The 12,761-nt window shown below is 62.7% G+C and carries 9 protein-coding genes; 1 reads left to right on the top strand and 8 read right to left on the bottom strand.

Going from position 1 to position 12,761, the window contains the following annotated elements; genetic code table 11:
• Positions 1-74: 74 nt before the first annotated feature.
• The 4 genes from MSIL_RS13310 to MSIL_RS13295 all read right to left on the bottom strand — a co-directional run bounded on the left by MSIL_RS13310 (position 75) and on the right by MSIL_RS13295 (position 4,611).
• Positions 75-1,238, bottom strand: a complete 1,164-nt coding sequence (locus MSIL_RS13310; protein WP_041368038.1) for a glycosyltransferase family 4 protein — start codon at positions 1,236-1,238, stop codon at positions 75-77.
• Positions 1,239-1,496: 258 nt separating this feature from the next.
• Positions 1,497-2,171, bottom strand: coding sequence for an FkbM family methyltransferase (locus MSIL_RS13305; RefSeq protein WP_012591603.1), 675 nt, complete (start codon positions 2,169-2,171; stop codon positions 1,497-1,499).
• 109 nt (positions 2,172-2,280) lie between these two features.
• The gene (locus MSIL_RS13300) at positions 2,281-3,582 is read right to left on the bottom strand and encodes a lipopolysaccharide biosynthesis protein (RefSeq protein ID WP_012591602.1); all 1,302 of its coding nucleotides are present in this window, start codon (positions 3,580-3,582) and stop codon (positions 2,281-2,283) included.
• Positions 3,583-3,894: 312 nt separating this feature from the next.
• On the bottom strand, positions 3,895-4,611 hold the full coding sequence (locus MSIL_RS13295) for a YoaK family protein (protein WP_012591601.1): 717 nt from the start codon (positions 4,609-4,611) through the stop codon (positions 3,895-3,897).
• A gap of 201 nt (positions 4,612-4,812) precedes the next feature.
• Here MSIL_RS13295 and MSIL_RS13290 point away from each other — a divergent pair, with 201 nt between their 5' ends.
• Positions 4,813-5,928: an NADH:flavin oxidoreductase/NADH oxidase gene (locus MSIL_RS13290; RefSeq protein WP_012591600.1), complete on the top strand. Its 1,116-nt coding sequence runs from the start codon at positions 4,813-4,815 to the stop codon at positions 5,926-5,928.
• 16 nt (positions 5,929-5,944) lie between these two features.
• Here MSIL_RS13290 and atzF read toward each other — a convergent pair whose 3' ends face one another.
• From atzF to MSIL_RS13270, 4 genes are read right to left on the bottom strand one after another with little or no spacing between them, the layout of a single operon-like run.
• Entirely contained in the window at positions 5,945-7,750 is a 1,806-nt protein-coding gene (gene atzF, locus MSIL_RS13285) for an allophanate hydrolase (RefSeq protein WP_012591599.1), read from the bottom strand.
• Positions 7,747-11,265, bottom strand: a complete 3,519-nt coding sequence (locus tag MSIL_RS13280) for a 5-oxoprolinase/urea amidolyase family protein (protein ID WP_012591598.1) — start codon at positions 11,263-11,265, stop codon at positions 7,747-7,749. Before MSIL_RS13280 ends, atzF begins: the two co-directional genes overlap by 4 nt.
• A gap of 4 nt (positions 11,266-11,269) precedes the next feature.
• Positions 11,270-11,923, bottom strand: coding sequence for an urea amidolyase associated protein UAAP2 (locus MSIL_RS13275; protein WP_041368035.1), 654 nt, complete (start codon positions 11,921-11,923; stop codon positions 11,270-11,272).
• 14 nt (positions 11,924-11,937) lie between these two features.
• Positions 11,938-12,750, bottom strand: coding sequence for an urea amidolyase associated protein UAAP1 (locus MSIL_RS13270; protein WP_012591596.1), 813 nt, complete (start codon positions 12,748-12,750; stop codon positions 11,938-11,940).
• Between the last annotated feature and the right edge of the window lie 11 nt (positions 12,751-12,761).

Below are 12,761 nucleotides of genomic sequence, written 5' to 3'. Positions count from 1 at the left end.
AACTCGACGCCAGTCGAACGGTTCCGCCTTTTGTGCGTCGCGACGGCCCGGGGAGGCTTGCGAGGCGCTTGACGCTATTTCGCCGCCGCCAGCTCGGAGTAGATCGCCATCGCCTCGTCGCCATATTGGCGCCAGCCGCCGAAGCCCTGCATCCGCGCCAGCGCGCGCGCGCCCATGGCGCTGCGCGCCTCGGGGTTATCCGCGAGGAACTGCATTTTTTCGGCGAGCGCATCGACGTCGCGGGCGGGAACGATAAAGCCCTCGACGCCGTCGGTGACGATGTCCTCTGCTCCCGTATTCGGCGTCGCGAGGATCGGGCAGCCGCAAGCCATGGTCTGGGCGAGAACCATGGCGAGCCCCTCCTCGACGCTGGGCAGAACCATGACATGGCTTCGGCTCATGAGCGTTTTCAGTTCGGTCTGGGGCACATGCCCGATCGCCTGCGCCTCCTGCGGCCAAAGCTTTCGCTGTTTCAAAAGATCGATCACCGGAGCGGAGGTCGATCCAACGAAGGTGAGGCTTTTCGCCGGATGCCGCACTTGCTGGAAGGCGGCCGCCAGATAGGGCAGTCCCTTGCGCAGGCTCATGCCGCCAACGAATAGGACGTCGAACCGTCCCTCGGCTGGCGCGCCGGCCGGCTCGAATCGTTTGAGATTGACGCCATAGGAGAGCTTGCGCAGCTTTTGCGCCGGAACGCCCTGGCTCAAAAAGGTGCGGTAGACGAAGCTCGAGGGAACGGTAATGAGATCCGCCTCCTCATATTCGGCTTCCTCGGCGGCGATGACCCGCGCGTCGACAGGGTGAGAGGGGAAGCCCCAGCGCCCAAATTCCTCGGTGAGAATCTGGTCCTGCGCCCGGATATGGGTCGAGCCGCGGTCGCAGACGTAGCGCGCGCCCCGTTTATGGGCGAGCTTGCCGGCCTTGAGCGCCGACCCGGACAGGCCGACGTAAACGTCGCAAGGCGGGAGCTTCCAGGCCGCGTAGCTGGCGAAGGTTTCGGCGTCGAGCCATTCCCATTGCAGCATGGCCTTGTCCGGCAGCCGATCCTTCCAGGGAAAAGCCATATAGGCCCCATGCAGCAGCGAGAAGCTGTGGATCAGTTCAGGCGGCACGCCCTCGTTCTTCAGCTTGAAGCGCGGATAGCCGGTGAGGACGCCGGCGAGCGCGGCGCGCGCATAAAGCTCGCGGGCGAGATCGAAGGTGTGAAACTTGCCGATCGTTGAGAGGGCGACTTTCAAGACATGACTTCCTACAACGCGGCCAAAATTCGGGGGGTTATCTTGCGGATCTCCGCTCATCCGCCTGCCTGAAAGGCGTTGAGTTTCTGGTCGAAGTCCGAACTGGCGTTAGGATTTAGGCTTCGCCCCAAACGATCGTGACGCAGGCCGGAAACGTGGCCGGCGCTTTTTCCAGGTCTCGGCGGCCCGAGGCAATCTGCTTTGGCGCGCTCCGGAGTCAAATTGAGGCCGCAATCCGGCGAAGCGGAGCCTTTGGGATCAATTTGCTTTGGCAAGTAATTGCTGCTTGGAAAAAGTAAAATCCATATTCTTATTATATACGATACGGTAACCATGCTTAAACAGCTTGAGGATTAAAAGAGCCGCATCCGCTAACGTCTTATCAATAGCGATTACTTTGTTATGATGGATTTCTACGCAAATCTGTTCAACCTCCAGATTTTTTTCAAAAATCGATTCGATGATCTCATACTCGAATCCTTCGACGTCGATCTTTAGAAGATCAATTTTATTCTTGCCATATCTGGCGAGAAGGTCCGCCAAAGATATGCATTCGAAGACGATTCCGTCTCCTTTTCCGCCCTTCCTGAAGGATCCCTCGTCGGCTCGATCGGGAAGTCCGAAGGAGACTTCGCCGGCTTGGCTGGCGAGCCCCATCTCAAGGAAATCAATATTTCGCGTATCATTCTTTTTCTTCATCGTCTCGACCCCGGTCGGGGACGGATCGAGCAGAACCACTGTCGCATCGAATTTTTTGATGATCGCTTCTTCAAAGGTGATCGAACGACCGACCCCGGCGGAAACGATGAAGGACTGCGCATTGATCGAGTTCCGGGGAATGGCCCATTGATCAGCTTCGCCCAAGAGCTCAGTCGGCACCTTCTTTGAGAATGGAAGGATAAAAAATTCCTTCAATTTCTTGAAAACGCTCACTTCACTTCCCCTATCGTTTTTTCGCGACAGATAAATTGCAAGCTGCGTTCGGACGACAGCGGACCGCCAGTCGCCGCCAATTTGGACGTGTGCGAGGCGAGGAGCCCCGTTACTCGCCCAATGTTGGCCTTACCTTAACCTCCGTTTTCGACTGCGCAAACAAGTCGGCGGCAATATAAATGCAGATCGCGGCGATAAAGGCTTCAGAGACGAACATCGCGGCGCCGACACCGTCAACCTGCCAGAAATAACCGAACGCCCATGCCAGCGCCACCGAGAGAACGCCGGCGACAAGGGACCACCCGGCGATGCCGACATGCTGGTTGGTCGCCTGCAGGAGGACGCGCGGCGCGTGCCACATCCCGCCGACCGCTGCGTAAAGGAGGAGCCAGCCCATAAGGCTTGGGTCGAATTCGATCCGGCCGTGAGTCCAGACCCGCAATAGCCACGGTGAGACAAAATACAGCACGACGCTGACGGCGACCGACTGGGCGGCGCTGAGCGCTGCCGAGCGGCGGAACACCGCCTCAAGCGTCGCCATGTCGCCATTGCCAAACAATCGCGAGAATTCAGGACCGAGCGCATGGCTGAACATGCTGGTGACCTGCACCGCCACCCGCGCGATTGTGCGATAGGTGTTGAACACCGCCACCGCGGAGGCGCCGGCGATCACGCCGACGAGCAGGGTCACGCCCTGGAAACTCAGCGCGTTGGCGAGCGGAAAGGCCATGAACGAGATTGCCGGCCGCGCCATGCTCTTCAGCTCGTCCGTGCTGGCGTGACGGAAGCCGAGCAGAAGGCCCTGACCGCCCCGCTGCGCCAGAACTATGCCGATGCCGGCGCCGACGGCGCGGGCGAACAGGCTGCATAGCGCGACGCCGGAAAAGCTGCGGAACAGGATCAAGCCGACCATGGCGCCGCCCCATTCGGCGAGGCGAACAAGCTGCCCGAGCATGGTGCCGACGGCGTAGCGGCCGGTCGCGCGGAACACAGCTTCCGAAAGGCCGCCGTAAAGGGCGATAAGAACGCCGCATAGCATCGCTGCGAGCGCGACCCTCATATCCGTGGTCATAAAGTCGGGCAGCGGCCCGAACAGCGCGACGGGCGTCAAAATAACGGCGAGCGCGCAGCAGACGATCGCCATGAACAGCTGGGCGCTCTGGTAGACGTTATTCGCCTCGGCAAGATCGCTGCGCCCGACCGCCATCGCCATTTTATTGCCGGCGGTGGTGACCATGCCCACATCGGCCATGTTGACATAGGCCGGAATGGCGGACAGCAGAAGCCATGTCCCGTAGGTCGAAGAATCCCAGTAGAGAAGAAACAGCGGCAGCGAAAAAAGCTGGATCGCGATGCTGACGCCTTGACTAAACGCGTTGGCGCCAAAACCTAAAAGGATCCTGCGAAGCATGCGTTACGCTGTCCGTAAGTTAAGTTTATGCTTAGCTTGCTTCTGTTATAGAGCTGCTTGTTTCAAGTCAAGTTTTGCGCGCTTAGGAAAAGCGTCACATAAACTCTATAACGCATTCACGCACGATAAGACTAGGCGTTTTCAATCCACAACCTGAAAGGAACGGCAGAGTCTGCGGCAGTATGTCTCGCCTGTCGGACAGGATCGGACGGCGCAATGCTCCTGGTTCGCCCCGAGTCTCCGCTCCCTTTTATGCGGAACGCGAGCCTCGCCTGCCCAGAACCGGTTCGCAATCCTCATGCCAATCCGGACCTACAGGCCCGCCGATCCAGGATCTTGTTCGGAGCTTCGCGCATCGAGCGCGATCAGAAAAGTGAAGAAGGCGAGACCGGCGAAGACGCCGGCGACAAGGCCGAGATTCGCGACGAGGCTGGAGCTCGCAAGCGAGAAGGCGCCCCCGGCCGCGCCAGCGGCGAAGCAGAACCATGTCGCCAGAAAGACGAGCCATTCGCCACGCGGGGCCCCGCCCGTCATTGCCCGCGCCAGCGACTGGCCCGCCGAAAACAGCGCGCCCGTGACAAAGCTCTTGCCGACGTCCGCGCGTCCGACCATTTGCCTGAGGCCGTTCTGCATCCCCATGGCGACGGCGACGGGCAGCAGCGCGGCAAAGCCGGGGGCCGAGCGGGTCAGGGCGATCGCCGCGCCGAAAAGCGCAACCTCGACCGTGAGGAGAGACGGAATGCGGAACAGACGGGCCGCGTCGGCGATAAGGGTCCCCAACACGGCGCCGGCAAAAAAGGCCGCGATAACGCTGGCGCCGCGCCAGATCATCGCGTGCTCGCCGCCGGCGACCGCGACGCCCAATTGCGTCGTGTTGCCGCTCATGAAGGAAAGGTAAAAGCTGCCGAGGGACACGAAGCCGATGGCGTCGACCCAACCGGCGGCGAAAGCGAACAGAAGCCCAAAGCCGAGGCGCGCCGCCTTCGAGGGAAGAATTTCCAAAGAGCGCGCGTCCGACGTCTCCATCATTCAAACGATCCGAATTCGTCGCGTTTCATTTCAAGGCTTCGATGGCGCGATGGCCGCCCGCGATTTGCGGCGAATCGCCGAACAAGGTCACATTGCCGGCGCGATACATTGCTGGATTGAATCGCAATCGCGCGGCGCAGTCGAGGCCGCATCCTTTAAGGCTCCGCGTCGACGCGGAGCGCCAGAACGACGGAAGGTCACATGAGCGCCTTGTTTTCACCCCTCCGCCTGCGCGGCGTCGCCCTCGCCAACCGGATCGTCATTTCACCGATGTGCCAATATTCGGCCCATGACGACGGCAAGCCGAATGAGTGGCACATGATTCACGTCGGCAGCCTGGCGCTCTCCGGCGCGGGCATGTTCTGCTTCGAGGCGACCGCCGTCGAGCCGGCGGGACGCATCACGCCCGGCTGCCTCGGCCTGTGGGACGACGCGACCGAAGAATCCTTCCAGCCGCTGATGGCCGCCGTGCGCGCCCATTCGAGGATCGTCATGGCGATGCAACTCGCCCATGCGGGCCGCAAGGGATCGAGCCGCGTGCCCTGGGAGGGCGGCCAGCAGATTCCCTTGTCGGGCGGCGGCTGGCAGACCTTTGCGCCGTCCCCGCTGGCGCATCAGCCTGGCGAGGAAACGCCGCTGGCGCTTGACGCCGAGGGGCTGGTCCGGGTCCGCGAGGCCTTCGCGGAGGCGGCACGACGCGCGCACCGACTGGGGATCGACGCCATCGAGCTTCACGCCGCGCATGGCTATCTGCTGCATGAATTTCTGTCGCCGCTCGCCAATCAGCGCGGCGACCAATATGGCGGCTCGCTGGAAAACCGCATGCGCTATCCGCTTGAAGTCTTCGACGCGGTGCGCGCGGCCTTCCCGGCCGACAAGCCGGTCGGCGTCAAAGTGTCGGCGACGGATTGGGTCGAAGGCGGCCTCGACCTCGCCCAGACCATCGCCTTCGCCAGAGAGATCGAGAAACGCGGCGCCGACTGGATCACCGCCTCTTCGGGCGGCGTCTCGCCCTTGCAGAAAATCCCTGTCGCGCCGAATTATCAGGTCCCCTTCGCCGAAGGCCTCAAAGGCGCCGTCGGCTTTCCCGTGATGGCGGTCGGCCTGATCACGGAGGCGCAACAGGCCGAAGAGATTATTGCCGACGGCAAGGCCGATTGCGTCGCGCTCGCCCGAGCGATGCTTTACGATCCGCGCTGGCCCTGGCATGCGGCGGCAGAACTCGGCGCAACCGTCGAGGCGCCGCCGCAATATTGGCGCTCGCAGCCGCGCGAAATGAAGGGGCTGTTCGGCGATACGCCGATCGGCCAACGCTGAGCGGCGACAGCCGCCTTTACTTGCTCGCCAGATAGGCGCGCCAGCCGCCAAAGCCGGTGACGTCGGCCGCGCCCTCAAGCGCGAAAGCCTCGCATAGGAAGCCGGGAACGACGGCGCCGCTCGCAAGCGTCACCTTGCCAATCCCCATCGGCGCCGGCACGCCGGCAATGAAGCGGCCGAAATTTTCGGGGCTGAGCGACCAAATCTCCACCTCGATGCCCGGCCCTGCAAACCCCGGCGTGCGGACGAGGCCCGGCTTTGGCGGAACCGTTCCCGGCAACGCCATCAGCCGATAAAACGGCGCCGTCCGCGTCGTTTCAACGAGACGGCCGCTGAGGCCCGTCAGCTCATGATTGAGCTGAAGGCCCGACATATGCGCGCCGGCGACAACCACCTGTATGGCCTCAGCCGGGACGGGCAAGAGGGCGGCGGCCGGAATTTCGGCGCCCTCGCCAACCGCGCGCCCGACGCCTTGCCCCAGAGCGCGATGCAGCCGGTCGGCCAGCACAAGGAGGTCGCTGTCCGAAAAAGCCGGACCGATCAGCGTGACGCCGAACGGAAGCTTGCTCGCGGGACGAAAGCCGGCGGGGACGGCGACAGCGGCATAGTCGAGCAGATTGACGAAATTGGTGTAGAGACCGAGGCGGCTGTTGTTTCCGATCGGATCTTCCGCCATCTGCGCCACGGTGAAGATCGTCGGGGCCGTCGGCAATAGCATGAAATCGAATTTCGCCCACTCGCCTTCAGCCTTTCTCGCGAAGGCGCGTAGCTTGTAGGCGGCCTTGAAGGCGTCAGCCGCCGAAAAGTTTTGGCCCTTGCGGATAATCGCGCGCACATTCGGGTCCATATCCTGGGCCTGCGCGGCAAAAAACGCCTCGATCCCGGCGAGCCGTTCGGCGACGAAGGCGTCTTCATAAAGAAGCGCCGCAGCGTCGCGGAAGGGCGCATAATCGAAGGCGACGGCCTGGCCGCCCAGCGCCCCCAGACGGCCGATTGCGGCCTCATAAAGGGCGCCAGCCTCCTCATCGCCGAAAAATTCACGCTGTTCGACGGCGAGCACGCCGAACCGAAATTTTTCGAGCGGGAGTCGGACCGCAGGGCCCTGACGGGAATAATCATCGCTCGCATCAAACCCTTGCGCAATCTCCGCAACCGCTTGCGCGTCGGCGGCGCTTGCTGCGAAAAGGCTGACGCAGTCGAGTGAACGGCAGGCGGGCGTGACGCCCGCCGTGCTGATCAACCCCTTCGTCGGCTTGACGCCGACGAGATTGTTGAAGGCCGCGGGAACGCGGCCGGAGCCGGCCGTATCCGTTCCAAGCGAGAAAGCGACCAGCCCGGCAGCGACCGCAACCGCCGAGCCGGAACTCGAACCGCCGGAAATATAGCGGTTGTCAAACACGCATCGCGGCGCCCCATAGGGCGAGCGCGTTCCGTTGAGGCCTGTTGCGAACTGGTCGAGATTGGTCTTGCCGATCAACATCGCGCCGGCGGCAAGGAGCCTGGCGACAACCGTTGCATGAACCTCCGGCGTATAGGCGAAGGACGGGCAGGCGGCCGTCGTGGGCAGGCCGGCAACGTCGATATTGTCCTTGACCGCGAAGGGCACGCCATAGAGCGGCAGGCGCTCCAGCGCGCCCGCGTCCTCTTCCAGCTCATGCGCGCGCGCAAATACGTCGGCGTCTTTGACGCGACAAATCCACACGGCCGGATCATCATAGGCGTCGATCCGCCGCAACATTTCCAGCGCCACATCCTTCGGCGACAATGTCTTTTGACGATAGGCCTCGCGAAGGATCGCGATTTGCAGCATGTCCGGCGTCATCTTGCGTCCTCCATCGCGATCACCACAAGTCTCTGGCCATTCTGCACCGGGCGTCCCGCCTGACAGGCGATCTCGGCAATGCGGCCGGCCGCCGGAGCCGGAATCGCGATTTCCATTTTCATCGATTCCAGCACAACCAATGTGTCGCCGATAGCGACCGTATCGCCGACCGCCGCCTCGATCTTCCAGACGTTTCCCGGCATCGGCGCTTCGACCGCAATCGCGTTATCGGGCAGCACAGCGTCCTCCAACGGGTCGGACGTTTGATCCTCGACGAAGAGGCTGAGACCCTGCTCCTCCCAGCGGCGACGCTCCGCTTCGAAGGCTGCGCGCTGGCGCGTCTGCGCCGTTTCAATCTCCTCGGCATGGTCGGCAAGAAACGCCTTATGTTGTTTCAGGCTGAACCTCGCCGGCTCGATTTTCAGGGGATAGCGGCCGTGCGGAAAAGCCTCTCGCGCGTCGGCCAGCTCCTCGCCGCTGACGGGATAGAAGCGGATCTGATCGAAGAAACGCAACAGCCACGGCTTGCCGCGCTCGAAAACATCGGTCGAGCGCCAGCTGTTCCACATCTGTATGGTGCGGCCAAACAGCTGATAGCCGCCCGGACCCTCCATGCCATAGACGCACATATAGGCGCCGCCGATGCCGACTGCGTTCTCGGGAGTCCAGGTTCGCGCTGGATTGTATTTCGTTGTGACGAGACGATGGCGCGGATCGATCGGCGTCGCCACCGGCGCGCCGAGATAGACGTCGCCAAGCCCCATCACGAGATAGCTCGCGTTGAAGATAATGTCGCGCACCGCCTCGATGCTGTCGAGGCCGTTGATCCGGCGGATGAATTCGATATTCGACGGGCACCAGGGCGCGTCGGGCCGCACAAGCTCCTGATATTTGCGCATGGCGAGCTGCGCCTCAACATCGTTCCACGACACCGGCAGATGCACGATGCGGCTTTCGATCTCGACTTCGTCCACCGGCGGAAGAGCGCGTTCAAGCTCCACCGTCCGCTCCAGCAGCCTCTCCTGCGATATGATATTGGGATCATAATGGAGTTGCAGCGATCTTATGCCGGGCGTCAGATCGATGACGCCGTCGATCGCGGCCGCGAGCAAAGCTTCATGCAGGAGATGGGCGCGAAGGCGCAAGCCGAGATCGAGCGCGAGGGGTCCAAATTCAATCAGCAGATAGCTGTCGCCGGCGCGGCGGCAGCAGACGGCGCCGTCGCCTTCTCCATATTGACGCAGGATCGGATCGCCAAGCTCCCGCGCGCCGGCCGCATTGGGCGCGGGCCGGAAGCGGACCTTGTCGCCCGGCCGCAGCTGGCCCATCTTCCAAAGGTCGCTTTTGACGATCACCACGGGACAGACGAAGCCGCCGAGACTCGGGCCGTCCGGTCCCAAAATGATCGGCATGTCGCCGGTGAAATCCACCGCGCCGATCGCGTAAGCGTTATCATGGATATTTGAGGGGTGGAGGCCCGCCTCGCCGCCGTCCGGACGCGCAAAGCGGGGCTTTGGCCCGATCAGCCTCACGCCGGTGCGCGCGCTGTTGTAATGCACCTCATAGTCTGTTGCGAACAGCTCCCCTATGTCTTCATCGGTAAAGAAATCCGGCGCGCCATGCGGACCGTAGAGCACATCGATCTCCCATCGATGCGACAGGTCCGCGCTCGCCTGTTGCTCGCGCGGCGCAGCGACGGCGCCGACCGACGCAACGCGCAATACATCGCCGGTGCGAAGCGTCCCCGCCGCATGGCCGCCGAATTTTCCGAGCGCAAATGTCGCCTTCGAGCCAAGATAGTCCGGCGCTTCAAAACCGTTGCGGATCGCGAGATAGGTCCGGTTGCCAGGACCCACGACCGCGCCAAGAGTCAACACCTGTCCGTGCGTGACGGCGACCGGCTGATCATAGGGGACAGGGGCGCCATCCAGCGTCGCCGCCATGCGCGCGCCGGTGAGGGCGATCACCGTATCGACGTTGAATTTCAGCGTCGGGCCGCGCAGGGTGAGTTCGAGCCCGGCGGCGCCTTCGAGATTGCCGACGATCCTGTTGGCCTGACGAAAATGCCGGTCATCCATCGGTCCGGATGGCGGCGCCCCGACATTCCAATAGCCAAGCCGTCCCGGCCAATCCTGAATGCTCGACAGCGTGCCGCCCGCCAGCACGTCAACCGTCCGCGGCGCAAAGGCGAACTCGCTGAGCGTCTTCGTGATCATCTCGCCGCTGCGGAACGCCGGCAGGTCGAGGATCGCCGCGAGATAGGAAAGATTGCTCTCGATGCCCGAGATATCGCTGGCGAGCAGCGCGCGGGAGAGTTTGCCGATCGCCTCCTCGCGGGTGGCGCCGGCGGCGATCACCTTCGCCAGCAGCGGATCATAATAGGGCGAGACTTCGACGCCCGTTTCGATCCAGCCGTCGACGCGGACGTCATCGGGGAATTTTACGCGCGTGAGCAGGCCCGTCGACGGCCGAAAATCCTTCGACGCATCTTCAGCATAGACGCGCGCCTCGATCGCCGCGCCTTTGGCTTGCAGGCTGCTTTGGGCTGGAAGGGCGAATTCGCCCGCCGCCTGACGCACCATCCATTCAACCAGATCGACGCCAAACACCATTTCGGTGACGCAATGCTCGACCTGCAGTCTCGTATTGACTTCAAGGAAATAGAATTTTTGCTGATCCGCGTCATATACAAATTCGACCGTTCCCGCGGATTCATAATTGACCGCCTGGCCCAACGCGATCGCGGCCTCGCGCAGCGCGGCGCGGCTCTCGTCGGTCAGGCCGGGGGCGGGCGTCTCCTCGATCACTTTCTGATTGCGCCGCTGCAGCGAGCAATCGCGTTCGCCCAAGGCGACGACGCCGCCTTTGCCGTCGCCGAAAATCTGCACCTCGACATGCCGCGCGCGCGCAACGAATTTTTCGAGATAGACGCGATTGTCGCCGAAATTATTCGCCCCGAGCCGTCGCACCGATTCAAATCGCGCAGCCAATTCATCCGGGCCAAAACAAAGCTGCATGCCGATGCCGCCGCCGCCGGCGGTGCTTTTCAACATCACCGGATAGCCGATGCGCTCGGCTTCCTTCAGCGCGTCCTCGGCCGAGTCGAGCAGGCCGCTCCCCGGCAGCAGCGGCGCGTTGGCGCGCTGCGCCACCTCGCGCGCGCTATGCTTGAGGCCGAAAGAGCGCATATGTTGCGGTTGAGGGCCTATGAATTTGATCCCTTCCGCGGCCAGCCTTTCGGCGAAGCCGGGGTTCTCGCTCAAAAACCCGTAGCCCGGATGCACCGCCTCGGCGCCTGTCGCCTTGCAGGCGGCGATGACCGCCTCGACATTGAGATAGCTTTGCGCGGCGGGCGGGGGCCCGAGCCTTGCCTGTTCGTCCGCCGCAAGCACGGTTGGCGAGAAGCGATCGGCGTCAGAGTAAACAGCGACGGAGCCGACGCCCATCTTGCGCAAGGTGCGCACGACGCGGCCGACGATCTCGCCTCTGTTGGCGATCAGAACCTTGCTGAACATCGCCTCACCCTTCCGCGCAATCGTAGATGACGACGCGGATCGGCGTCGGGTTGAAGCCATTGCACGGATTGTTGACCTGGGGACAGTTCGAGAACAGGCACAGCACATCCATCTCGGCCTTGAGGTCGACGTAACCACCCGGAGCGGAGACGCCATCGACAATGGCGAGCTCGCCGCCTGGCTCGATCGGCACATTCATGAAGAAATTGATGTTGCTCACCAGATCGCGCTTGCCCATGCCATATTTGCCGATTTCCAGCACAAAATTCTCGCGACAGGCGTGCATATATTTTGTGTGATGACCGAAGCGCACGGTGTTGCTCTCGCAGCTGCAGGCGCCTGCCGAGGTGTCATGCAGACCGCAGCTGTCGCCAACCACCGTCAGCATGAGATTGCCCTCATTCGAGATGAGTTTGGAGCCGAGGCCGATATAGGCCGAGCCCTGCTCGCGCAGCGTATCCTGCGCGCTGTAGCGCTCCTCGAAATGGTCGGCGCGATAGAACAGCGCGTCGACGGCCTGCTGGCCTTCGAGATCAATGATGCGCAGGACCTGGCCTTTCTTCAGAAAGCCGGACCACGGCGCCCGCGCGGGCACGATTTCATCGAAGATCGCCGTCGCGCGATCGACCGAAAAGGCGTCATTTCCCACGATGGTCATCCTTTGATCGGACGTCAGGCGCCAAACAGCGCGGCGTTGTTTTCAAATCCGCGGGCGGCTTCTTCGCTCGCCGTGCGGCAGGAGTCGTTTGCGTCCGCCGGCGCCCCGCGCCAGACGGCCGCCTCGATTTCGCCCGGGGCATAATCGGGACGCGGATCGTAGGGATGCGGACAATTGGAGAGAGCCACCAGCAGGTTCATTTCGGCGCGAAGCTCGACGAAGTCTCCCGCCCGCGCTTCCTGGCCTGACCAGCCGAGCTTGCCTTCGCTGTCCGTGCGCACCGGCGCGAAAAAGGTGAGACAGGGCATGATGTCGCGACGGCTCAGGCCGAGCTTGGCGGCGGCGAGACAGAAATTGTCGCGCGTGTTGCGGTAGCCGACGCCATAGCGTCGATCGGTCGACGCCTTCGCGCCGCCGCCGACAAGGAAATCATGGCCCGCGCCGCTATCTTCGACAATCGAGGCGAGCACGCGCCCCATGTCGGAAAACAGCACGTCGCCCTTGCCGAGCAGCGCGTTCCACTGGATTTTTACAGTGTCGCCGGCGTTGTAACGTTCGCTCGCATCATCGGCGTTCCAGATCAGGATTGAGGCTGCGGCGCGGCCTGTCACGTTGACGATGCGCAGCGTCTCGCCGCGCCTGATTTTGCGCGTCCAGTACCAGCCGCCGGGAATTCGTTCGCGCCAGATGATCTCGGCGTCGTCAAGCGCGCGCAACGCGGAGGGCGCGCGTTCGCGTGGGGCATGCAGCCGCTCGGCGGCGTTGCTTTTGAGTTCGAGGTAACGGGCCCGGTGTTGTTCAGGCGTTGAAGCGTCCAACAGGCTCATGGTTTCATCCA

The organism is Methylocella silvestris BL2 (genome assembly GCF_000021745.1).
Classification (GTDB): Bacteria; Pseudomonadota; Alphaproteobacteria; order Rhizobiales; family Beijerinckiaceae; genus Methylocapsa; species Methylocapsa silvestris.
Note: the sequence above shows the minus strand (reverse complement) of the source record. Positions and strands in the feature narration are given on the sequence as shown.

Coding starts and splice junctions, on each gene's coding strand:
- MSIL_RS13300 (WP_012591602.1), bottom strand. CDS start 3,582: ATGCTTCGCAGGATCCTTTTAGGTTTTGGCGCCAACGCGTTTAGTCAA.
- MSIL_RS13295 (WP_012591601.1), bottom strand. CDS start 4,611: ATGATGGAGACGTCGGACGCGCGCTCTTTGGAAATTCTTCCCTCGAAG.
- MSIL_RS13290 (WP_012591600.1), top strand. CDS start 4,813: ATGAGCGCCTTGTTTTCACCCCTCCGCCTGCGCGGCGTCGCCCTCGCC.
- atzF (WP_012591599.1), bottom strand. CDS start 7,750: ATGACGCCGGACATGCTGCAAATCGCGATCCTTCGCGAGGCCTATCGT.
- MSIL_RS13280 (WP_012591598.1), bottom strand. CDS start 11,265: ATGTTCAGCAAGGTTCTGATCGCCAACAGAGGCGAGATCGTCGGCCGC.
- MSIL_RS13275 (WP_041368035.1), bottom strand. CDS start 11,923: ATGACCATCGTGGGAAATGACGCCTTTTCGGTCGATCGCGCGACGGCG.
- MSIL_RS13270 (WP_012591596.1), bottom strand. CDS start 12,750: ATGAGCCTGTTGGACGCTTCAACGCCTGAACAACACCGGGCCCGTTAC.